At 61.0% G+C, this 22,767-nt stretch carries 21 protein-coding genes and 2 pseudogenes; 14 read left to right on the plus strand and 9 right to left on the minus strand.

Annotation, left to right across the window (positions count from 1 at the left end; translation table 11 throughout):
- Nucleotides 1-128: 128 nt before the first annotated feature.
- Nucleotides 129-494 (plus strand): annotated as a pseudogene (locus O2S87_RS11795) (redoxin domain-containing protein); the annotation flags it as partial.
- Between the two features lie 29 nt (nt 495-523).
- Here O2S87_RS11795 and O2S87_RS11800 read toward each other — a convergent pair.
- Nucleotides 524-1,219, minus strand: a complete 696-nt coding sequence (locus tag O2S87_RS11800) for an SOS response-associated peptidase (RefSeq protein WP_475408991.1) — start codon at nt 1,217-1,219, stop codon at nt 524-526.
- An 89-nt stretch (nt 1,220-1,308) separates the two neighbouring features.
- On the opposite strand from O2S87_RS11800, the gene O2S87_RS11805 reads away from it, so the two are divergent.
- Nucleotides 1,309-2,067 carry a ribonuclease H-like domain-containing protein gene (locus O2S87_RS11805; protein WP_475408992.1) on the plus strand — a complete coding sequence of 253 codons (759 nt, stop codon included), beginning with the start codon at nt 1,309-1,311 and terminating at the stop codon, nt 2,065-2,067.
- 376 nt (nt 2,068-2,443) lie between these two features.
- On the opposite strand, the gene O2S87_RS11810 is transcribed toward O2S87_RS11805, so the two are convergent.
- On the minus strand, nt 2,444-3,466 hold the full coding sequence (locus O2S87_RS11810) for a polymer-forming cytoskeletal protein (RefSeq protein WP_475408993.1): 1,023 nt from the start codon (nt 3,464-3,466) through the stop codon (nt 2,444-2,446).
- Between the two features lie 140 nt (nt 3,467-3,606).
- Here O2S87_RS11810 and O2S87_RS11815 point away from each other — a divergent pair, with 140 nt between their 5' ends.
- On the plus strand, nt 3,607-3,810 hold the full coding sequence (locus O2S87_RS11815; protein ID WP_475408994.1) for a DUF5800 family protein: 204 nt from the start codon (nt 3,607-3,609) through the stop codon (nt 3,808-3,810).
- 50 nt (nt 3,811-3,860) lie between these two features.
- The gene (locus tag O2S87_RS11820; RefSeq protein WP_475408995.1) at nt 3,861-5,042 is read left to right on the plus strand and encodes a redox-regulated ATPase YchF; all 1,182 of its coding nucleotides are present in this window, start codon (nt 3,861-3,863) and stop codon (nt 5,040-5,042) included.
- Nucleotides 5,043-5,122: 80 nt separating this feature from the next.
- Here the strand turns inward: O2S87_RS11820 and O2S87_RS11825 are convergent, their stop codons facing one another.
- The 3 genes from O2S87_RS11825 to O2S87_RS11835 all read right to left on the minus strand — a co-directional run bounded on the left by O2S87_RS11825 (nt 5,123) and on the right by O2S87_RS11835 (nt 9,064).
- Nucleotides 5,123-6,226, minus strand: coding sequence for a YihY/virulence factor BrkB family protein (locus tag O2S87_RS11825; RefSeq protein ID WP_475408996.1), 1,104 nt, complete (start codon nt 6,224-6,226; stop codon nt 5,123-5,125).
- 153 nt (nt 6,227-6,379) lie between these two features.
- Nucleotides 6,380-7,897 (minus strand): carboxypeptidase M32, encoded by a 1,518-nt coding sequence (locus O2S87_RS11830; RefSeq protein WP_475408997.1) that lies wholly within the window; start codon nt 7,895-7,897, stop codon nt 6,380-6,382.
- 66 nt (nt 7,898-7,963) lie between these two features.
- The gene (locus tag O2S87_RS11835) at nt 7,964-9,064 is read right to left on the minus strand and encodes a M20 family metallopeptidase (RefSeq protein ID WP_475408998.1); all 1,101 of its coding nucleotides are present in this window, start codon (nt 9,062-9,064) and stop codon (nt 7,964-7,966) included.
- 236 nt (nt 9,065-9,300) lie between these two features.
- On the opposite strand from O2S87_RS11835, the gene O2S87_RS11840 reads away from it, so the two are divergent.
- The 5 genes from O2S87_RS11840 (at nt 9,301) to O2S87_RS11860 (ending at nt 15,137) form a co-directional block, all read left to right on the plus strand.
- Entirely contained in the window at nt 9,301-10,440 is a 1,140-nt protein-coding gene (locus tag O2S87_RS11840; RefSeq protein WP_475408999.1) for a GNAT family N-acetyltransferase, read from the plus strand.
- A 132-nt stretch (nt 10,441-10,572) separates the two neighbouring features.
- Nucleotides 10,573-11,463 (plus strand): TylF/MycF/NovP-related O-methyltransferase, encoded by an 891-nt coding sequence (locus tag O2S87_RS11845; RefSeq protein WP_475409000.1) that lies wholly within the window; start codon nt 10,573-10,575, stop codon nt 11,461-11,463.
- Nucleotides 11,464-11,532: 69 nt separating this feature from the next.
- Nucleotides 11,533-13,380, plus strand: coding sequence for an ATPase, T2SS/T4P/T4SS family (locus O2S87_RS11850; protein ID WP_475409001.1), 1,848 nt, complete (start codon nt 11,533-11,535; stop codon nt 13,378-13,380).
- A gap of 175 nt (nt 13,381-13,555) precedes the next feature.
- Nucleotides 13,556-14,692, plus strand: a complete 1,137-nt coding sequence (gene citZ, locus O2S87_RS11855; protein WP_475409002.1) for a citrate synthase — start codon at nt 13,556-13,558, stop codon at nt 14,690-14,692.
- A gap of 13 nt (nt 14,693-14,705) precedes the next feature.
- A complete protein-coding gene (locus O2S87_RS11860) occupies nt 14,706-15,137 on the plus strand; it encodes a sterol desaturase (RefSeq protein ID WP_475409003.1) in 432 nt (143 codons plus the stop codon).
- On the opposite strand, the gene O2S87_RS11865 is transcribed toward O2S87_RS11860, so the two are convergent.
- The 3 genes and pseudogenes from O2S87_RS11865 to O2S87_RS11875 form a co-directional block, all read right to left on the minus strand.
- Nucleotides 15,092-16,189 carry an aminopeptidase gene (locus tag O2S87_RS11865; protein ID WP_475409004.1) on the minus strand — a complete coding sequence of 366 codons (1,098 nt, stop codon included), beginning with the start codon at nt 16,187-16,189 and terminating at the stop codon, nt 15,092-15,094. The genes O2S87_RS11860 and O2S87_RS11865 overlap by 46 nt on opposite strands.
- Before the next feature lie 206 nt (nt 16,190-16,395).
- Nucleotides 16,396-16,527 (minus strand): CBS domain-containing protein, encoded by a 132-nt coding sequence (locus O2S87_RS11870; RefSeq protein WP_475409017.1) that lies wholly within the window; start codon nt 16,525-16,527, stop codon nt 16,396-16,398.
- 36 nt (nt 16,528-16,563) lie between these two features.
- A pseudogene (locus O2S87_RS11875) lies at nt 16,564-16,653 on the minus strand (CBS domain-containing protein); the annotation flags it as partial.
- 15 nt (nt 16,654-16,668) lie between these two features.
- Here O2S87_RS11875 and O2S87_RS11880 point away from each other — a divergent pair.
- From O2S87_RS11880 to O2S87_RS11895, 4 genes are all read left to right on the plus strand, one after another.
- On the plus strand, nt 16,669-17,577 hold the full coding sequence (locus tag O2S87_RS11880) for a lipoyl protein ligase domain-containing protein (protein ID WP_475409005.1): 909 nt from the start codon (nt 16,669-16,671) through the stop codon (nt 17,575-17,577).
- 25 nt (nt 17,578-17,602) lie between these two features.
- On the plus strand, nt 17,603-18,931 hold the full coding sequence (locus O2S87_RS11885; RefSeq protein ID WP_475409006.1) for a dihydroorotase: 1,329 nt from the start codon (nt 17,603-17,605) through the stop codon (nt 18,929-18,931).
- 66 nt (nt 18,932-18,997) lie between these two features.
- Nucleotides 18,998-20,374, plus strand: a complete 1,377-nt coding sequence (gene serS / locus O2S87_RS11890) for a serine--tRNA ligase (protein ID WP_475409007.1) — start codon at nt 18,998-19,000, stop codon at nt 20,372-20,374.
- Nucleotides 20,375-20,698: 324 nt separating this feature from the next.
- Entirely contained in the window at nt 20,699-21,148 is a 450-nt protein-coding gene (locus tag O2S87_RS11895) for a hypothetical protein (RefSeq protein ID WP_475409008.1), read from the plus strand.
- Nucleotides 21,149-21,157: 9 nt separating this feature from the next.
- Here O2S87_RS11895 and O2S87_RS11900 read toward each other — a convergent pair whose 3' ends face one another.
- On the minus strand, nt 21,158-21,526 hold the full coding sequence (locus tag O2S87_RS11900) for an Hsp20/alpha crystallin family protein (RefSeq protein ID WP_475409009.1): 369 nt from the start codon (nt 21,524-21,526) through the stop codon (nt 21,158-21,160).
- A 165-nt stretch (nt 21,527-21,691) separates the two neighbouring features.
- Between O2S87_RS11900 and gap the strand changes: the two genes are divergently transcribed.
- Nucleotides 21,692-22,747 (plus strand): type I glyceraldehyde-3-phosphate dehydrogenase, encoded by a 1,056-nt coding sequence (gene gap, locus O2S87_RS11905; protein WP_475409010.1) that lies wholly within the window; start codon nt 21,692-21,694, stop codon nt 22,745-22,747.
- The last annotated feature ends 20 nt before the right edge of the window (nt 22,748-22,767 follow it).

Consider the following 22,767-nt stretch of genomic DNA (forward strand, 5'->3'; position numbering starts at 1 on the left):
CTGGATAGTCTGGTTTGGGTGCTTCTGCAATGTCTGTATCTAGAAATTCGGCAGTTCAGCGACTCAGACAGGAGAATTTGTTATGTAAGTGATTCAATACGGGAGCTGTCTTGCGATAAACGGAGCAGCTCGTGTTCTATCCGATGGATGGTGCGTTTCCGGCGACCTATATCTGGAACGAACTCCGGGACCGCGCCCTCAACGAGGATCACGACGTCCAAATCGTGGGACTGTCGATATCGACACCATACGAACACATGAGGTTAATCGATGAACGAGAAATGGAGTTCGCCCTCTTTAGTGACCCGCAGAACAGCGTGGCCGACCAGTACGATATCGCCAACGACCTCGACGGGATGGCTGGCCTCAGCGAACCCCGACCCGCCGTCTTTCTGGTTGACGACGAGTTGACGATCCAGTACGCCTGGGTTGCTCAAGAGTGGCCCGACTTCCCCGACTACGACGCGGTTAGTGAGGCAGTAGCCTCGCTCTAACCAGGAGTAGGCTCTCTTTGTTTCCGTACTCAGGCTGACACCGGGTCGACGAGCGACGGCTCATCGTTTGCGGGGCTGTTGACCCGCTCGGAGACCGGATAGTAGTCGAGCTCGTCGTCCGGATAGGGTTCCAGGAGGTCGACCAGCTCGTCTGGATTACCGTGAAGCCACTCGGATTCGTGTTCGGGTGGCAGCATCACTGCCATTCGATGGTGGAGCTCGGAGACGAGGTCGTTCGGCTCGGTCGTCAGAATCGTGAACGTTTCGAGCGGTGTCGATGTTTCGTCCGATTCACTGGTCCCGAACTCGGCGAGCCCAGTTTGTCGGGTCGGCTCCTGCCATCGTTCCCAGAGTCCGGCGACCGCAAACGGCCGGTCGTCCTCGAAGGCAACCCGATAGGGTCGTTTGCGGTCGCCGCGGTCGGCCCACTCGTAGAAGCCGTCGACGGGGACCAAACACCGCCGCGAGTCGTAGGCGTCTGCGAAGCTCCGTTTCCGGCGAACCGTTTCGGATCGGGCGTTGATCAGTCCCTGTTCTTTGTCGGCCCACTCGGGGGTCAGTCCCCATTTGAAAAACTGCATTCGGTCCGGTGCGTCATTGGTGATGACCGGGAGTTCTTGACCGGGCGCACAGTTGTAGCGTCGCTCCAGGGGGCGGTCGGGCTCGGCGTCGAACCGCTCGCGGAGTCGCTCGGGGTCGGTGTAGAGCGTGTAGCGACCACACATACCCGAGTCGACGCGGCAACGGCCCTTAGCAACAGCGACTCGACGGCCGAGACGTGAGCTTTAGGGTGGCCCGCTCCCCCTGGTTCGGTATGCGAATCGAGAACAGTTTCATCCCGGTCCGCGGGGTCGGCGAGACGACCGAACGAACGCTGTGGGCCGAGGGGTCGACTGATTGGGACTGTTTCGACGGCTCGTTGGTTGGCCCGTCGACCGCCGACAACATCGAGTCGTTCATCGAGACCGCCCGCCAGCGGCTCGATGCTGGGGATTCGGCTTACTTCGACAAGGTGTTTCCGAGCAGCGAGCGGTGGCGACTGTACGAGAACTTTCGGGAGGAGGCCTGCTTTTTCGATATCGAAACAACTGGGCTCAGTCAGGAGTACAACAACGTCACGACCGTCAGCTACCACCAAGCCGGTGAGACGACCACGCTTGTCCGCGGCGATGATCTGACCGCCGAAGCAGTCCAGCAGGCCGTCGACGATGCCAATCTACTCGTGAGTTTCAATGGGCTACGGTTCGACCAGCCGTTCCTCGAATCCTCGTTCGGCATCAATGTCGACTGCCCGCATCTCGATCTCATGTATCCCTGTAAAACGATTGGCCTCTCGGGTGGCCTCAAAGCAATCGAACAGGAGATCGGGCTCGAACGCGACCGCCCGGACATTTCAGGCCGCGATGCTGTCCGGCTCTGGAAGGAACACGAAACCGGTGTCGACGGCTCGCTCGAGACCCTGATCTCCTACAATCGAGAAGATGCCGTCAATCTCCAGACGCTCGCTGAGACCGTCACCGACCGGCTTCACCAGCAGGTGTTCGAACAGGCCTGTCAGCGCTCGGTCGACTGAGCGCCCCGAAACAAATACGAACGGGGATCGATTCACCATTCACACCAAGCCCATCCGATGAACCCACAAATACCACCAATTATCGGAGCGAAGAAAAATAGTAGTACATTCGCACCCCCCTGACCGGGAAGTGGTATCTTGAGTGCGATGACCATGAGGACAGCAGTCGTTACGAAAATGATTTTTGCTGCGAAATCCCGTGGTTTGCTGGTCGTCAGTAGCGGGTTGTCGACAGCCACTACGCCCCTCTCTGTCTCAGAGAAACTAATATTTTGGTGGGACAAGCGGCGGTATCGACTCCAGTGGTCGAGTCCGGACGTTGATCTGCTTGCTACCCTGCGTCGGAGAGTATGGCGGCATCCGGTGTCCTCGAATGCTACTGTTTCGATTCCGCTGATTCGGTCGACTGCTGGTCGGTCGGTTCGTCCAAGGTGGTATTCGCTGATTCACTCTGGTCGGCGGTCGACGACTGCTCGTCGTGGGTGTCGTCGGACTGCTCGCCGTGGGTGTCGTCGGACTGCTCGCCGTGGGTGTCGTCGGACTGCTCGCCCGTCGGTGCGATAGCCTGTCTGATAAGTTTCATATCACCTGTTGCCCGGAGCGTCCCCTCGACGTCTGCACCCTCGTGGACGACGAGATCACCGCAGGAGACATTGCCCCGAACTTCGCAGCCCGCATGTAGCGTGACCGTCCCGTCTCTGGTCGTCACGTCACCGATAACAACCGTTCCGGAGTCGACCTCAATGTCTTCACGCGCCCGGAGGCTCCCGAAGATCGTGGTGCCGGTGCCGACGGTGATCGATTCCGCCCGGATATTACCGTGGAGTCGACAGTCGTTGCCAATCGTCGCGGGCGTTGAAACTCGCCACGCATCATCGGAGAGTTCCGCACCGCGCGGAATCACCAGCGGCGGTCGCTGTTCGGCATCCTCGCCGGTGAGCGCGCTGGCGAACTCGTCGGCTTTGGCCCCCTCGCCGAACCGGAGGAACTGCGAGAGGACGATGAAATAAAAGACGAGCGCGGGAACCGGGTTCCGCGTCAGAATCCAGCCGTTGGCCTCGAATCCGTCGTCGATCGTGACGTCGTCACCGATATCGAGGTCACCAGAAACGAGCAGTTGGCCGCCGATGTGGGTTCGCGCACCGATGTAGGCATCCGAGCCGACCAGGACGCTCCCGTCGACCTCGCAGAGCATATCGAGCCGACAGTCGCCGTCGACTTCGAGCTGTCGGCCGAACTGGACGCGCTCGCCGGCGGCGATCGTTCGACTCCGAATGCCGAACTCGACGTGGCTGTTGGAGCCAATCAACACGTCGCTGTCGGTGACGATATCGTGTTCTTCGACGGTCGTTCCGTCTGGGATCGAAAGCTCATCGAGCGGATCGCCGGGAGTTGACACAGGCCGACACAGAACGTGGGTGCTAATAAACCGTCGGTCAGACGACTGTCTGACAGAAAAGAAAATCCCCAGCGGTCGACCGACAAAGCCGCGGGAAGCCACCTCGTCGACCTTTTGACTCTCGGCGGCAAACCTATGTTATGACCGTTCTATCGTTCGATAAAACCGGCGTCGACGTCGTCTACGAGGGCACCGAGTTCCGCCTCGACAGCGAGCTCATCGAGGAGGCAACCGAGAAATCCTACCGTGATGTCACCGACCACGAGGTGCTACGAATCGTCGAAAAGGAGCCCGAGCTCTCGGGCGAGGCGACACAGATCGGTGATATTCTTCGCGCCGACTGAGGGTAGGGGCGACCGAAAGGCAGTTGCTGCCGAAGGGCGAACGCGGCGGTATGCTTTCGCTTGCGCTCGCCGGGAAACCGAATGCGGGCAAGTCAACCTTTTATACGGCGGCGACGCTGGCCGACGTCGACGTGGCCAACTACCCCTTTACCACCGTCGACCCGAACCGCGGCGTCGCCTCGGTTCGCACCGAGTGTCCGTGTCTCGATCTCGACGAACGGTGTGGCAACGACCGCTGTCTGGATGGAACGCGCTACGTCCCGATCGAACTCATCGACGTCGCCGGCCTCGTCCCCGGTGCGCACGAGGGCCGCGGCCTCGGCAACCAGTTTCTCGACGAACTCACCAACGCCGATGCGATTTTGAACGTGCTCGACGCCTCGGGAAGCACCAACGCCGAGGGCGAACCGGTAGAGGTCGGAAGCCACGACCCGGTCGAAGACGTGGAGTTTATCGAACACGAGATGAACCAGTGGCTGACTGGCATCATCGACCGCAACTGGGAGTCGGTCGAACGCAAGTCCCGGGCGCCGGATTTCGATATCAACGACACCCTCTCGGAACTGCTGACCGGATTCGGCGCCACAACCGCCGACGTGGCCGCCTGTCTCCGCTCGCTCGAATACCCCGACGACCCGATCCAGTGGACTGACGAGGATCGACAAGCGCTCGCCGAGACGGTTCGCGCACGCACGAAGCCAATTATTCTCGTGGCGAACAAGGTCGACATCGCCCCTGACGAAACCCTCCAGCGACTCAGTGAAGCCGCCGACATCGTGATTCCAGCGACAGCCGACGGCGAGCTCGCCCTGCGGCGGGGTGTCGAAGCCGGCGTGGTCGACTACAAACCGGGCGACGAGGCGTTCGAAATAACCGGCGATCTCAGCGATACCCAAACTGCAGGGCTCGAACAAATCCGCGAGGTACTGGCCGAGTACGGCGGGACGGGTGTCCAGCGCGCGCTGAACGCGGCGGTGTACGATCTGTTGGATCACCTCACCGCGTTTCCGGTGCAAAACGAGACCAAATGGACCGACGCGAAAGGCAACGTGCTACCGGATGCGTTTTTGTTGCCCGAAGGGTCGACGCCGAAAGACCTCGCGGCGGCAGTTCACTCCGATATCGCCGAAGGGTATCTGCACGCGGTCAACGGCAAAACCAAACGCCGAATCTCCGAGGAGTACGAACTCGCAGACGGCGATGTAATCAAGATCGTGAGTACGGCTTCCTGATTCGTACACCGGTGAGAATTGCTCGTCTGCGAGAATCGCTGGCCGACTCGTTTAGTCAAGAACTACCGGTGTGGTCAGTGTTACCAGTTTTGTCGCCATCGTAGGATGACCTCGTTGTATGGCTGGCCCTCGTCGAGATAGCGTCGTTCGAACACCTCGATACTGTCGTCTGCGGGCGGGTTTCTATCGAAGGGATCCATCTCGTCGTGGGAGTTTCGCAGCGTCGACCGCTGACTGGCCCCAACCGGGCGCATCTGTTCGTAGCGTCCAGTGACGTCCTCGCGAAGCCCCGTGAGGTAGACCGCGGCCGTCTCACCGTCGAGTTGGTCGTCGACGAGCACCCGTTGGTCGTCAGGATCACTGAGTACCGCCCCGACGCCCCGCTCGGAATTGGAAACGAAGTCGCCGACGGTGGCGTTGATCACCGCGCCAATCAGCAGCACCAGGCCACCGAAGTAGAGCCACGTAATGAGTAGAATCACACCCGCGAGCGCGCCGTAGGTATCCGATACACTACTGACTGCGATATAGATCTGGAACAGCCCCTGCAGGACGGCCCAGCCGATGGCGGCAACGACTACACCCGGAACGATCTGTTTGAACGACTGGTCGACGTTCGGAAAGACGTAGTAGAGCGGAAAGAAGGCGACTGAGAGCCCGATAACTAACAGCAGCGGATTCACCAAGCCGAGCCCTGGTATCGCCTGAAAGGTCGGCTCGAACGCCGCAAAGACGACGCTGGCAGCCATCACCGCAACGATGGCGACAGCGAGGGCGACAAAAACCACGAGGCTATCACGTAGCTGACTGACGAACGAGGTTTGGGATTCGGTTTCGTAGATCTCGTCGAACGCGGTATCGAGGCCGCGGAACAGTTTGAGCGTCCCCCAGAGAAGCGCCACCAAGCCGATAATCGAGAGTCCGGCGCCGTTCTCGGCATCGAGGGCACTGTCGACCGCATCACCCGCCGTCGGCGTGAGATACGTCGACGTGAGCGCTGCGAGACGGGCTTCGAGTTCACCCGAGCCAACAACCGAGACCGCGAAAAACAACAGAATCAACAGCGGGATCAGCGAGACGAACGCGTTGTAGGCGATACTTCCGGCCATGAACGTAATGTCCTTTTGGCTGGCCTGTGCAGCGACTTCCTTGCTGGAGTTGACCGCTGACGAGAGGGTCGGCATAGACAGTCACACGGCCGCAATCGCAAAAGTCCCATTTGCCGGTTTATAGTTCACTTACCCGATGCACGCAGCTCGGAAGGGTCCGTCGACTCTGCAGTTTTATTTATATACTCAGTGGGTGCCCGCAGCCGAGTAGGCACTGGCTACCCGAAGTTAGAGTGCGTATAACTCACCGTACTTCTCGGTGACATAGTCGATGAAGGCATCGGCCGTAAAGTCCTCGCCGGTCGCCTCGACGACGAGTTCGTTGGTCTCGTAGCGCTGGCCGTGTTGGTGGATGTTATCGCGGAGCCACTCACCGAGCGGTTCGAAGTTGCCACGTTCGATCGTGGATTCGAGATCGTCGATCCCCTCGCTGGCCGCGTCGTACAGTTGGGCGGCCATCACGCTTCCGAGCGAGTAGGTCGGGAAGTAGCCGAAACTGCCGTGGCTCCAGTGGATGTCCTGCAGACAGCCCATCGCGTCCGACGGCGGCGTTATTCCGAGGTACTTTTCGTAGAGTTCGTTCCAGCGACCGGGGACCTCGTCGACTGTGATCTCGCCGCCGATGAGTTCGCGCTCGATTTCGAAGCGGACGATGATGTGGAGATGGTAGGTGAGTTCGTCCGCCTCGACACGGATGAAGTTCTCGTCGTACACCTGGTTGGCCGCCTCGTAGGCAGCTCGCGGCGAGAGGTCGTCGGCCTGCGGAAACGCCTCTCTAAATAGAGGCACCAGCAGCTCCCAGAACGGCTCGGAGCGGCCAACGTGGTTCTCCCACAGCCGGGATTGAGATTCGTGAACCGAGAGGTTGCGGTGATCTCCGAGGGGCGTGCCGAACTCCTCGGCAGGCAGCCCCAGGGTGTAGTAAGCGTGACCGAACTCGTGGATCGTCGACGTGAGCGCCCCTATGGGGTCGGTCTCATCGAAGCGCGTCGTCACCCGGCAGTCGAACTGATTGCCCGAGGTAAAGGGGTGAGTCGAGACGTCGAGTCGGCCGCGGTCGAAATCGTAGTTGAGGAGGCTCAGTACCTTCCGCGAGAGGTCCGCTTGTGAGTCGGTATCGTACGTCCCATCGAAGGCGTCCGTTGCGAGGTCGACCTCGGAGGCCCGAATATCCTCGATCAATGGCACGAGATTTTCGCGGAGCTCGTCGAGAATCGATGCTGCCTGTGAGAGCGGCAAGCAAGGCTCGTAATCGGCGAAAAGCACGGCGTAGGGGTCTTCGTCGGGGTCGATGTGGGCGGCGTACTGACGTTTGAGGTCGACCAGTCGTTCGAGATGTGGGGCGAACTGCGCAAAGTCGTCGTTCTCGCGGGCCGACTCCCATGCACCGAGTGCCTCTGAGGTTGCTTCGGAGATCTGTTCGACGAGGTCGCCTGGAACACGCTCGGCGCGAACGTACTGTCGACGAACCTCGCGGACGACCGCCTGTTGATCGTCAGTGAGTGATTCGCCTTCGAGTTGGTCGAGGAGATCGCCGACGGGACCATCGACAAGGAGTTCGTGCGACAGCGACGACAGGGTAGAAAGCTGTTTCGAGCGGGCGGGGGTGCCGCCTTCGGGCATCATCACCTGCTGGTCCCACGAGAGAATTTCGCTGGCGCTTCCAATCGCATTGACTCGTTCGATTACCGAAAGGAGTTCGTCGTACGCCTCCGGCGCGTCGACTGCGCTCGCCTCTGTTGCCATACCTCACCATTCACGTGCGAACGTATCAACGCACTGCTGGGGACGGCTGTAGGTTTTCGGCTGGCGTCACGTGTTGACCGGCGACTCGACAACCGCCAGATAGATCTCGTAACACCGGTCGACCACGTCCAGTGAGACGCTTTCGGTCGACGTATGGGCCTCTCCCGGTTCGGCCGCGCCACAGACCACACAGTCGGTTCCGGCAGCGGCGAGCCAGCCCGCGTCGGTGGCGTGGGGTTTGGCGACCTGCTGTGGCTCGCCAGGTTGGGCGTCGGCCGCAGCAGCCAGCACGCGGTCGGCAAACTCGGGGTCGCCGCAGGCCATCGGCGGCAGGTCCTGGTCGACCTCCCAGTTGACGCCCTCGACCTCACCGACTGCTTCGAGGTCGACCCGTTCGCCCGGGACGGTTCGTTCGTCGACGGTCACCGAACACGAATCGGGAATCACGTTCCACGCCGAGCCCCCCTCGATCTCGGTCACTGCGAGACTCCCGTTGAGCCGCGTTCCCAACACGGTCGTCTCCGGAGCGTCCATTGAGCGAACGAGATCGACCGCATCACAGGCGCGATAGATCGCGTTCTCGGCGTCCGCTGGTCGACTGGCGTGGCCCGCCGTCCCAGTCGCCCGAATCGTACTGCCGCGTCGACCCTTGTGGGCGACTGCCACGTCGGTGACACCGGGTGCGGAGTAGCCGGTCGACCCCTCGGTGACGACCGCCCACGTCGGCGAAAAGCCCTCCTCGATGGCTGCCTGCGCACCGATTCCACCCTGTTCCTCGCCGACGAAGCTCGCAAACACGAGGTCGACGGTCGGATCGGCGTCCCGGAACGCGACCATCGCCGCCGCGAGTGCGGCTTTCATGTCTGCGGTGCCGCGGCCGTAGAGACGGCCATCGCGCTCTTCGATCACGTACGCACCGTCGGCGTCGACCTGTTCGGCCGTGGGCGGGACGACATCGTGGTGACCGACCAGCGCGAGCGACTCGTCGGTTGGGCCACTCGTGGGGCTCCGTCTGGCGATCACGTTGCCCGATTCGTCTCGCTCAACAGCCGCGTCGGTTTCGGCGCGAAGCCAGTCGACGATTCGATCGCCGACGGCGGTTTCGTCGGTGTGACTCGGCGTCGACACAAGCCGTTTGGTTAGCTCGCGAACGTCCGTATAATGCATAGCCGAAATATTCAGCGCCGAGACCAAAAGTCTCGGTCACTACGTGTGGTCGACCGATTTTGCTGAGAGTTCAGTTCGAGCGGAGGCTCTGGCGGGTACTCATTCGGACAGGGAGGAGTAACCGAACCGGAGTTTTCGTCGACAGCAACAGGTCGACACAGTCTGGAGAGATTCGTCAGCTTACGGTCCCACTACAACGGGAATAACAAACCACCTTCCGGGCGTTAGATGGCCTCGTGTCGACTGACTCACGCTCTGGAGCGACAGCCGCAAGCGGGTATACGATCCGACCGTTCGAACCGTCGGATATCGATGGGCTGCTCCAACTGGACCGAGCGGTCTGGAACCGCCGGCGGAGCGCCGAGTGGTTCAACTGGAAGTACGTCGAGAACCCCTACACCGACCACGTTCCGGTGTTTGTCGCCGAGTACGACGACGAAATCGTCGGGGCCAGACCGTTTCTCGCCTTCGAGCTCCGGATCGGCGAGCAGTCGACGGTCGCCTACCAGCCGTCGGATACGATGGTCCATCCCGACCACCGACGAGTAGGGATCTTTCGGCGGATGACCACCTACGCGCTGTCGCACTACCGGGGTGACGATCCGACACTGTTTTTCAACTTCCCGAACCAGTACGCCCGACCGGGCTATCTGGATCTCGGCTGGCGAACGGTCGCACCTGAAGTGACCTACTACCGTATCGAGACGCCCGCAGCGGTCCATCGCGGAGAGCGCCCCTCACAACAGGCACTCGGCGTGCTCACACCACTTATAAAGGGGTACTACGCCGCGCGAAAGCGTCTGTCTACCGCACCCGAGGGGTTGACCGTCCGACAAATCCAGGGTGCGGCCACCGAGCAGCTGACGGCACTTCATAGCCAGCGACGGGCCGCAGAGATTCACGCCGACAGAACCAAGACGTTTCTCGGTTGGCGGTTTGCGAGTCCGATCTGGGGGCGTCGGACCTATTTAGTCGACGAAGCGGGCACTGACCAGTCAGTCGCGGCGCTGGTCGCCCGAAGCCGGACCACAAGCAATGGGCTCCGACTAACACAGGTGGTCGACGTCGCTCCGTTGAACGGCGAGAGGCGGTGGCGAGAGGCGCTGTGGCGCGGTCTTCACGCGGTGGTCTCGACGCATCCCGAGACGGATCTGTATGCGGTCAGCGACGGCGCGATCCCCCATGACATCCTCTCGGAGTGCGGCTTTCTGCCGGACGATTCGCTTCCCGTCTCGCGGTTTACTTCCTTCGAGTCGATGCTCGTGGCCCGACCAAACGCCGATCCGACCGACGACAGCGCATGGCAGATCGGCGGGCGCATGGTCGATGATCCCGACAACTGGTGTGTGACGTTCGCCGAGCGTGATACGACCTGACTGCAGAAACGGAGTCGACTACGGTGACTGAGTCGAGAGCCGAACGGAGTACGTCGATCCTACTTTTTCGAGACCAGCCCTCGCTAGGGTCGGGCCCACAATTACAAAGCCATCGGCGACACCGGCGGCCGTATGGATAGCAGCCGACGCTCCGTGTTCGAGACGCTCGTGAAAGCCTACCGACTCGTCCTTCTCGGCGTGAGCCTGCCGATCACCCTCGGCGAGTTCTTCGACCCCGAAACCGGCGCGGAGTACGGCGTCTCGACGCCGGCGAAGCTCCTGATCGTCGCTCGTATGGTTCGGAACAACCTCGCCATCCCAACCGGCTCGTCGTTCGTCGAACACCTCGTTATGGCCACGAAGGCGCTCACGATCCCGGCCAGTCAAAAAGGGGTGTTGGTCGAATGTGGTGCGTATAAAGGCGGGAGCACGGCGAACCTCTCGATCGTCGCCGACTACTGTAATCGAGAGCTCGTTGTGTTCGACTCGTTCGAGGGAATGCCCGATCCGGACGTCGACGACCGCGAGCACGTCCTATTGGCCTCCGAGCGGGTTCACAGCTACGAGCGCAATGCCTGGGACGGCTCGCTCTCGGAGGTCGAGACGAACGTCGATCGGTACGGGCAACTCGAAGTCTGTGCGTTCGAAGTCGGCTACTTCGACGAGACGATGGCCGGCTTCGACGAGCCGGTCGCGTTGGCTTTCGTCGACGTCGGGCTGCGCTCGTCGGCCGAAACCGCCCTCGCCGAGCTATGGCCGTGTTTGATCGAGGGCTCGTATCTGTTCACTCATGAGGCCAAACACATGGAGATCGCGACGCTGTTTTTCGACACCGAGTGGTGGGCCACCCACTGCAACGAGACGCCGCCGGGGCTGGTTGGTGCGGGAAACGGGTTAGGGCTGCATCCGGGTGACAACGGCTTTTCAAGCCTGTTGGCGTACACGATCAAACACCCTCCAGAGGAGATGTTCGGAGCGGTAAACGATGATGGCCGCCAGAACGTGGTCGACCCACGAACCTGATCCAGCGAGCGGAGTGGAGGCCCTGAGAATCGCACCACGCTTATCAATGGTCACCGACTACTGAGGGGTATGAATATAGTGCCGGACACGAGCGCGGTCATCGATGGTCGCGTGTCCGAGCGAATTGACGACGGCAGTTACAAGGAGGCCACCGTGTTGGTCCCGGAGGCTGTCGTCGGCGAACTCGAATCACAGGCGAATGCGGGCTACGACAGCGGCTGGAACGGCCTCGAAGAGCTCCAGCGACTCACCGGCTACGCCGACGAGGGCCGGATCGAACTCGACTACGTTGGCCGACGGGCCAGCGGCTCCGAACAGGCGGGCGCGAGCGAGGGCGACGTAGACGCGATCATTCGGGATGTCGCCGAGGACCACGACGCCACCCTGCTTTCGAGCGATATCGTCCAGTCCGAAGTCGCGAAAGCCAAGGGGCTGTCGGTCGAGTACGTCGAACCCGAGGTCCACAGCGACCAGGATCTGCCCATCGCTGGCTTCTTCGACGACGAAACGATGAGCGTCCACCTCAAAACCGACACCAAGCCCAAAGCCAAACGCGGCGCGCTCGATGGGATGAGCTACAAAACCATCGACGAGACGGTCACCTCCGACGAGCAGATGGACGAGTGGGCCGACGAGATCGAAGCCCTTGCACGAACAAGCCGCGAGGGGTTCGTCGAACTCTCCGAGCCCGGGATGACCATCGTCCAGTATCGCGATTACCGGATCGCGGTCGCCCGGCCGCCCTTTGCCGACGGGATCGAGATCACCGCTGTTCGTCCAATTGCGAAAACCACGCTTGAGGACTACGAGTTCGCCGACGATCTCAGAAATCGGCTGCTCGAACGCCAGCGCGGCGTCCTGATCTCGGGGGCTCCTGGAGCCGGGAAGTCGACGTTCGCCCAGGCGGTCGCCGAGTTCCTCAACGTCAACGACTTCGCGGTGAAAACGATGGAGAAACCCCGAGACCTCCAAGTGGGTCCCGAAATCACCCAGTACACCGCGTTGTCGGGTGATATGGCCAAGACGGCCGACTCACTGCTGCTCGTTCGGCCCGACTACACGATCTACGACGAGGTCAGAAAGACCGAAGACTTCAGCGTGTTCGCGGATATGCGACTCGCAGGGGTCGGAATGGTTGGTGTCGTCCACGCGACACGCGCTATCGACGCCCTCCAGCGACTCGTCGGTCGCGTCGAGTTGGGGATGATTCCACAGGTCGTCGACACCGTCGTCTACATTGAGGCCGGAAAGGTTCACACCGTCTACGATGTGACGACCGAGGTCAAGGTGCCCGAAGGCCTCACCGCCGAGGATCTTGCTCGGCCCGTCATCCAGATTTCGGACTTCGAGACGGGCACCCCGGCCTACGAGATCTACACGTTCAACCGCCAGGTCGTCACAGTGCCGCTCACCGAAGGCGAGAGTCGGGATACCGGCGTCGACCGGATCGCCAAACAGGAGATCGAACGCGAGATCCGCTCGGTCGCCCGTGGCCACGTGCAGGTCGACCTCAAAGGCCAGAACAACGCGGTCGTCTACGTCGAAGAACGCGACATCTCCTATGTGATCGGCAAAGGCGGTGGTCGAATCACCGACATCGAGGACCGGCTCGGTATCGATATCGACGTTCGGACGCTCGACGAACGACCCGGCTCCAACAGGCCGGGTGCCGTTTCGGGCGAGGAACTCCAACCCACAGGCGAGGTGGTCCAACCCGAGATCACCGCGCGGCACGTCGTCATTCGGCTCGACGAACACGTCGGCGAGACCGTCGAAGTCCAGGCCGACGGCGAGTATCTGTTCACCGCAACCGTCGGTCGGGGTGGAGATATTCAAATTTCGCGCGGGTCGGCTATCGCCGAAGAGCTCGAAGACGCCATCGACCGCAAACAGCAGATCACTGTCGCTGCGGCCTAGCTCTCGATTTCGGGATGTCTTGGGTTGTTTATCAAGACGATTAACATCGGTCAGTACCACCCACAACAGCACCTGAGACGTTCAGTTTTGTAATACAGAACTCCATCAGTGTTGAAACGCACCGGTAGCTTCCTAAACGATAACGCTTTTTTGAAGCAAACAGAAATGTTGAGGTATGTCTACTGAGCTGAAGCGTGGGCTTGAGGGTGTGGTCGTCACTAAGTCCGATCTAAGTTACATCGATGGGGACATCGGACGACTGATCTACCGCGGCTACGCCATCGAGGAACTCGCCCGAGAGGCCAGCTACGAGGAGACGCTGTATCTGCTCTGGCACGGCGAGCTGCCGAACAGCGAGCAGTTGGCGTCCTTTTCCGAGGAGATGGCCGACGCGCGCTATCTTAGCGACGGCGTCTTGGAGGTCGTCCGCAACCTCGCCGAAGCCAACGAAGAGCCGATGGCCGCGATTCGGACGATCACCTCCGCACTGGCCGCCTACGATCCCGATGCCGACGCGGATGTCTCGGACGACGCGGCCAACGACCGCAAGAGCCGCCGGATTACCGCCAAGATGCCCACCGCGCTGGCTGCGTTCAACCGCATCCGCAACGGGAGCGAACCGGTCGAGCCGCGCGCCGATCTTGACCACGCCGCGAACTTCCTGTATATGCTCAACGACGAGGAGCCCGACGAGGTGCTGGCCGACACCTTCGATATGGCGCTCGTCCTCCACGCCGACCACGGACTCAACGCCTCGACGTTTTCGGCGATGGTCACCGCTTCCACGCTGGCTGATCTCCACAGCGCCGTTACCTCCGCAATCGGCACGCTCTCGGGGAGTCTTCACGGCGGTGCAAACGCCAACGTGATGAAGATGCTCCAGTCGGTCGACGAGAGCGAATCGGATCCAGTCGAGTGGGTCAAAGACGCCATCGCCCGCGGAGACCGGATCGCTGGCTTCGGCCACCGCGTCTACAATGTCAAAGATCCGCGCGCGAAAATCCTCGGCGAGAAAAGCGAGGAACTCGGCGAGGCCGCAGGCGACACCAAATGGTACGAGATGTCTGTCGCCATCGAGGAGTTCATCGCCGAGGAAAAAGGTCTCGCGCCGAACGTTGATTTCTATTCGGCGACAACCTACTACCAGATGGGGATTCCAATCGATCTCTACACCCCGATCTTCGCGGTCTCGCGGGTCGGTGGCTGGCTCGCCCACGTGCTCGAACAGTGGGAGGATAACCGCCTGATCCGGCCGCGCGCCCAGTACACCGGCCCCGAAGACGCCGAGTTCGTCCCGGTCGACGAGCGATAGGAAACCACGGGAGATGAGACGGTCAGTAGTACTGGGTGCCGGATGTCTCGCTGTTGGACTACCACTCGCAAGCGGTCTCTACTGGCTCGTTGGTGATCTCATCTTTGCGAGTGCGACCGGCATCGTCTGGGCGAGCGGGGTGGCATTGGGTATCCACCTCTACCAACGCTACCCATCGCTCGGTGCTGAACCGACGTGGGAACGAAACCGGTGGGTCGGCCTCAGCACGGGACTGATCACGCTCGCAGCCCTGATTGGAGTTAGTCCAACCCTACCGATCTCAGCAGGACTCCGGTTGGGGCTTGGCGTACTCGTTATCGGAGCCGGATTCGTGGGGATGATGACAGCTGCATTGGCCGAGTTAGCACGCTTTGATGTGTTGTCCGAGAGACGGTTCAGTTATCCGCTGAAGCCCTCTTCCCAGTTAAAAACTCCATCGCGCTGAACCACCTCACCGTCGACCGCCAGCGTCGACTCGGCGCTCATATCCGTAATCAGATCAGTGTGGACTGCCGACTGATTGCCGGTCTCACCCTCGGGCAGACAGGCGTCGTAGGCGCGTCCTACCGCGAGGTGGACCGTTTCGCCCATCTTTTCGTCGAACAGTATATTATCCGTAACGCGGTCGATTCCGCGGTTCATCCCGATGCCGAGTTCGCCGAGTCGCCGTGCGCCGTCATCGGTCTCAAGGATCTCGTGTAATACGGTCTCGCCCTGTGCGGCCGCATAGTCGACTACCTCACCGGACTCAAAGGTGAGTTGTACGTCCTGGAGTCTGGTGGCGTTGACCGTCATCGGAACGTCGAAACGGACGGTGCCCTCGGCATCCGCAGGCGCAGTAAACACCTCGCCCGAGGGGAGGTTGTGCGAATCGTAGACGACCGACGCGGCGCTGTTGACCGCCGTCCGGTTCGCAATCGAAAGCCACATATCCGTTTCGGCTTTCTCAATGTGGACCTCGCTGCCCGCGTCCAGGATCGTTTTGAGCTGGGCCATCTCATCGGCCAACGCCTCCCAGTCACGGAGAATAGCGTCGTAGACAAAATCTTGGTAGGCCTCAAAGGACATCCCAGCCTGCTGGGCCAGCGAGCGGGTGGGGTGGACGGTCGAGACCCAGTCGGTGTCCATCCGCGCCTCGCGGATCTCGGTGCGGGCGCGGCGATAGGCCTGTCGTGTCGGTCCTGGAACGTCGGCGGTCGCAGTCGTGTTACGGCCGCCGCCGAGCCGGAGATAGACGTCAGCGTTCTCTACGAGCGCTTGTTCGTGGCTGGGATCGGTATCGAACGCGCCGTCGTGGCCCCGTAGGTACGCGCGGGTGAGTTCGTCCGAATCGTACGTTGCCACGAGGTTCGCCCCCCGCTCGCCGAGGGCTTCGGCAACGGCCACCGCGAGGTCGTGGGCTCCTTCGGCAACGCTCACGACGACGTTATCGCCCGTATCAACGCGGGCGCTCCAGTCGACGAGAATCTCGGCATGGTCGTGTACGCGTGGGTCCATATCGGAACAGCCGAGGCCGGACGGCTTAAACATCGACTGATCGACACCACCTGAAAAATGGGAGCGCGGAATCAGGTCCGGCTCAGCGTTTCGGATCGTTTTGTTGGGATCTCGGTGAGCGTGGTAAAATCGCCAGCGAACTTGATGAGCAGATCGTCTATCGCAACGAGTCCGGCGAGCGAGCCCTCATCGTCGACGATCGAAACTCAACGAATCCCCTCGTCGCTCATCGTTTCGAGTAGTTCGTCCAGACTGGTATCGGTGTGAGCCGTAACCAGATCCTCGGTCATGATCCCCTCGACAGTCCGATCCTGGATATCTCCGTTGGCGGCCGCCATCGCGATCTTGCGGTCGCTCACGATGGTGTTCGGTTCGTCTTCGGCGACGATGACGACGCTGCCGACTTCCTCGTCGCGCATTTTCTCAACGAGTGTTGTGAGGTCGTCGTCCGTCTCGGCTGTGACTACCTCTTTGTGTGTGTGAGTGCTTCGATAGCCACTGGGACCACCAACGACCCGCTACCACTGCCAGCGGCCTACAGCTCTGGACGCTCCGGATTCGGTGGGTTGGCTCCATCTGACACTCAGTACAACGTATTTGTCGACGAGCCACCGCGCCAAGAGCGGAACCGATTAGCTGTCGCCGACCGACTCGCCGGTATGGAGATGCGGGTTTATCGCGGCCGAGCCGACAATCCGACCGCAGACCGGCGCGTGACTGCCGAGGTACTCACTGAGACGGCCAAAACGGGCGTTCCGGCCATCCGCGTCTGGCAGCCACACCGACAGGTCGCTTTCGGTCGACGAGATACCCACACGGAGGGGTACGCCGACGCCAGCAAAGCCGCCGACAAGCGGGGCTACCAGCCGACCGTACGGCGTGTCGGCGGGCGCGCGGTCGCCTACACCGGCCGCACGCTGGCGATGGCACACGCGGTCCCAATCGAGGATATTCGACGCGGGATGTGCGACCGATACCGCGAAACCAGCCAGCTGCTCGTCGAGGTCCTCTCGGATCTCGGCGCTGAGGTCATACGAGGCGAGCCGAGCGACGCCTACTGTCCAGGAAGCCATTCGGTGAGTAGCGTCGACAGCAGGGGTGAGCCACGTGGCAAACTCGCGGGCGTCGCCCAGCGCGTCCAGTCGGGTGCCGCGCTCGTTTCGGCCTGCCTCACAGTCACGGCCGAGGAACCCGAGCTTCGAGCGGTGTTAGGAGCTGTCTACCGCGAGCTAAACGTGCCGTTCGACCCCGAGACGGTCGGGAGTGTGTCGGCTGCTGGCGGCCCCGACGAGCCATCACGCGTCCAAGAGGCACTCGAAGCCGCAGTCGCTGAAAATCGCCAAACAACGATGGTACGTGTCGGTGAGGAGCCAATCCACGACACTTAGGGCCATCCCCTCCGCATGGCCGAGTATGCTGATTACCAACGCCGAGCTCGCCGATGGCCGCACCGTCGACGTTCGTCTCTCGGACGAAACGATCGACGCCGTGGCTGATGAACTCGAACCAGCGACCGACGAACAGGTAGTCGACGCGGCCGGTAGGCTCCTCCTACCGGGGGCGATCGACGCCCACGTTCATTTCCGCGAACCCGGCTACTCTCACAAGGAAACCTGGGAGACCGGCACAAAAAGTGCGGCCGCAGGCGGGGTGACGACCGTGATCGACATGCCGAACACCAACCCACCGACGACCTCAGCAGAGAATTTCGCGGCGAAAGTCGACTGTGCGAAACAGGCAGTCGTCGATTACGGGATCAACGGCGGTGTCACCGGCAACTGGGACCCAGACTCGCTGTTCGAACAGCCGCTCTGTGCGCTCGGCGAGGTCTTTCTCGCGGATTCGACCGGCGATATGGGAATCGACCTGGATCTGTTTGCCGACGCCGTCGATCGTGCCGCCGAGTCCGACCTAACGGTGACGGTCCACGCCGAAGACGAGACGCTGTTCGACGAGTCGACGCGCGAGGCCGACGCTGGTGGGGTAGGCCAGGCGGCCAACGCCGAATTATGGAGTGCCTACCGCACGGCCGAAGCCGAAAAAGCTGCCGTCGAACGGGCGACCGAGGTTGGGAACGAGGCTGGGGGGACGATCCACATCGCACACACGTCGACGCCTGAAGGTATCGATGCCGCAGTTGAGGGCTGGGCGACCTGCGAGGTCTGTCCACACCATCTGTATCTCTCGGCGGAGGATCTCGACGAACTGGGCACATACGGACGAATGAACCCGCCGCTCCGGAGCGAACACCGTCGACGGGAGGTATTTAAACGAGTTGCAGATGGAACGGTCGACATCATCGCGACGGACCACGCTCCGCACACACGCGAAGAAAAAGAGGCGGGCCTCTGGGAGGCTCCGAGTGGGGTTCCGGGTGTCGAAACCTTGCTTCCACTCCTGTTGGAATCGGCTCGACAGGGGCAGTTGAGCTACGAACGCGTTCGTGATCTCGTCGCGCGGAATCCAGCCGAGATCTTCGACCTCGACTCGAAAGGCCGGATCGAAGCCGGGTACGACGCGGACCTCGTGCTCGTCGACCCCGATGCCGCCCGCGAGATTCGGGGTGAGGACACGCATACGAAATGCGAGTGGACACCGTTTGAGGGTCGACTCGGCGTCTTCCCCGAACTCACGATGGTCCGCGGCGAGATCGTCTACGAACGGACGCCGGGCGAGAGCGTCGACCGGAGCGACGACAGCGAGGAGTTCGGTGCTGTCGACGGTCGGAACGTTCGGCTCTGAGGCCGCCACAGCCGTATCAATTCGGACCCGACACGGTTTTCTGAGAGCCCCCAGAACCGATAGGCAATGTTGAGTAGACAGTTCGTCCGCGAGAACCCCGACGCCGTCCGTGCTGCGCTCGAGACGAAGGGCGTCGACGTGGATCTCGACCGAATCCTGGACATCGACGAGGAGTGGCGATCGCTCAAAAGCGAGGGTGACGACCTCCGACACGAGCGCAACGAGGTATCGCGAATGATCGGCCAGCACAAACAGGCGGGCAACGAGGCGGCCGCCCAGGAGGCCATCGAGCGGTCGACCGAGCTCAAAGAAAACCTCCAAACGATCGAATCGCGTGCCGACCAACTGGAGGCCGAACTCGAAGCCGCCCTCTTGCGGCTCCCGCAACTGCCCGACGACTCGGTACCAGTCGGCGCTGATGAAAGCGAGAACGTCGAGCGTCGACGCGAAGGGTTCGACGACCTCCGAGAGCTTCCCGACGAGATCGTTCCACACTACGATCTGGGCGAAAAACTCGATATTCTAGATTTCGAACGCGGTGCGAAAGTCTCCGGCGGCGGCTTTTATTTCTGCAAGGGTGACGGTGCGCGGCTCGAACACGCGCTGATTCAGTTCATGCTGGACGTCCACCGCGAACAGGCGTACGTCGACGTCTTTCCGCCGATTCCGGTCAACTCGGCGTCGATGCGGGGTACCGGCCAGTTCCCCAAGTTCACCGAGGACGCCTACCGACTCGAAGGCGACAACGAAGAGCCATACGACGACGACGACCTGTGGCTTCTGCCGACCGCCGAGGTTCCAGTGACCAACCTCCACCGCGACGAAATCCTGCTCGACGACGATCTGCCGCTTAAATATCAGGCCTATTCACCGAACTTCAGGCAGGAAGCGGGCGAACACGGCACTGAAACCCGGGGTATCGTCCGAGTCCATCAGTTCAACAAGGTCGAACTCGTCAACTTCGTCCGTCCTGAGGAGAGTGACAACCGGTTCGAAGGGCTTGTCGCTGAGGCCGAATCAGTGCTCGATCGGCTCGGGCTTCCGTACCGGATTCTGGAGATGTGTACCGGTGATCTCGGGTTCACGCAGGCCAAAAAGTACGATATCGAGGTGTGGGCCCCCGGCGACGATATGGACGACGGCCCCGCCGAGGGCGGCCGCTGGCTCGAAGTCTCGTCGGTCTCTAATTTCCGCGACTTCCAGGCCCGACGTGCGGGCATCCGGTACCGACCCGAACAGCACGAGTCGGCCGACTACCTCCACACGCTCAACGGCTCGGGGGTTGCGGTCCCACGTGTCGTGGTCGCCATTCTGGAGTACTACCAGAACAACGACGGCACGGTGACCGTCCCCGAGGCACTCCGGCCCTACATGGGCGGCCAGGAGTTGATTGAGGGGCACGATCCGGTCGGCGAGAGTGCAGTCGGCGACGGTCCGAACTGACTCGCAACCCTCGGTTCGTCGACGACCGCGAGCGTCGATTCTATCGGGTTAGACCTGTTTTTTGCCTGCTCAGATAGTGAGCGTGTCGACCGTACAGCAGAGGTGTCGACGCTCCAATTTCCTTACAGCCTGACTTGCAGAGATATCACCAAGTCCAGGTCCAGTTGGCAACTGATCAATCCTCAGCAAATCACCGTTAGTAATGTAAATTTAACCAAAAATAGGGCCATATAGTAGATATATAAATAACAATATCTGAATAGAGTGCAGTTTCATTGCAAAATAGTCCAAAGATTTATTATTTCAGAAAATACTGTGTGTTGTATGAGTACGACACCGATCGCGGAACTGGATTTAGTGAGGAAAGAGGCTGCCGATGCGTCGACGATTACGATTCCTGATTCGCTACCACAACCCGAACAGACCGTTTACAGAGACCCGGAGTCGGTGATAACGCTGCTCGATAAGAACGAAACCGGTGACGAACTTTGTATAACGCTGTACGTGGCCAACAGCCCAGCGTTCAGCCACGTCGTCCCGAAAGTCCCAACTGGTGGATCAGCAAGCACATCGACGAGAAACGCAACCACCGTCGACGACCTACCACCGGGAATCCGATCGGTGTTCGTCTCGGTCGTCGATCAGGCCGCCGAGCAGTTCGGGATGTCGCTAAAAGACCCCACGCTGGGCTACGGCGTCTGCTACAGGGATCGCGATTCGCACGGCCCGTCGGGGATTCTCTCGTTCAAAACGTTCCTCGACGACGATCAGTAATCGATTCGGTTATTCGACGTCGATGGCGGCGGTGTCGTCTGCGCGTTCGAAGGTAACGTTCAGGATGCCGTTGTTGAACGTCGCTTCGGCCGAGTGTTCGTCGACGCTGACCGGCAGACGCACGCGTTCGTCGTACTCGCGGCGATCGCTCGCGGCGCTGATGGTGAGTGTCTTGCCATCACACTGGAGGCTGAGTTGGTTTTTGTCGATGCCTGGAAGATCCGCGACGAGACGGACGACCTCGTCTTCCTCGTAGACGTCGATGTGGGTCTCGGTGCCAAACCCCGCGTCGTCCATTCCGCCGGTCATTCCCTGCATCATCCGCTCAATCTCGTCGAAAATATCGCCGAAGGGATCTTCGCGGTCGTCTCGTCTCATACCGCGTCGTATGTGAGGATGGCTCAAAAGGGTTCTGACCAGGGTCATTCTCGTACCAAAATCCCTTTACTGAGGCCGTACTCGTCCGAATCCTTCAGTATTTTATATATGGAATTCGAACTGTTTTCGACCTGTTTTAAGTAGCTGTAGTTCGGTCATTCAGCTATGAGTAAATCCTATTTGGATGCAGGCGAGGACGTCGACGAAGACGACGTAGTCCGTGTTGGACTCAACGGATTCGGCCGAATCGGTCGCAACACGTTCCGCGCGATCCTCGACAACCCACGGCTCGAACTCGTTGGCATCAACGATGTCATGGACTTCGAGGATATGCGCTACCTCTGCAAGTACGACACCATCATGGGTCGCCTCGATGGGCTCGAACTCGAAGACGACGAACTCACCATCGGTGGCACCTCGGTCGATCTGTTCAACGTCCAGAGCCCAGCGGAACTACCGTGGGGCGACCTCGACGTCGACGTTGCGCTCGAATGCACGGGTATCTTCCGTACCAAAGACGACGCCAGCCAGCACCTCGACGCCGGTGCTGACAAGGTGATCATCTCCGCGCCACCGAAGGGCGACAAACCCGTCACGACGCTTGTTTACGGTGTTAACCACGAAGAGGAGTACGACGGCGAGGACGTCGTCTCGAACGCCTCCTGTACGACCAACTCCGTGACGCCGGTCGCCAAGGTGCTCGACGAAGAGTTCGGCATCAACTCGGCGACGCTCACCACGGTCCACGCCTACACGGGCAGCCAGACACTGATCGACGCGCCGAAGGCCAAACAGCGTCGCGGCCGCGCCGCCGCCGAGAACATCTTGCCCACCTCCACGGGTGCTGCCCAAGCGACCACCGAAATCCTGCCACAGCTCGATGGCAAGATCGACGGGATGGCCATCCGTGTGCCGATCCCGAACGGCTCGCTGACCGAACTCGTCGTCGACCTCGAAGCCAACGCCAGCGCCGAAGAGATCAACGACGCGTTCCGCGCGGCCGCCGACAGCGGCCCACTGGCGGGCGTCCTCGGTTACACCGACGACGAGGTCGTCTCCTCGGACATCGTCGGTCTGCCCTTCTCGTCGTACGCCGACCTCAACTCGACGAACGTCGTCGGCGAGGACGGCCTCGCGAAGATCCTGACGTGGTACGACAACGAGTACGGCTTCTCGAACCGCATGCTCGACGTGGCCGCCTTCCTCGTCGACGAGTCCTAACTCGGGTTTCGGGGTTCGAC

It is taken from the genome of Halohasta sp. A2 (genome assembly GCF_056175805.1).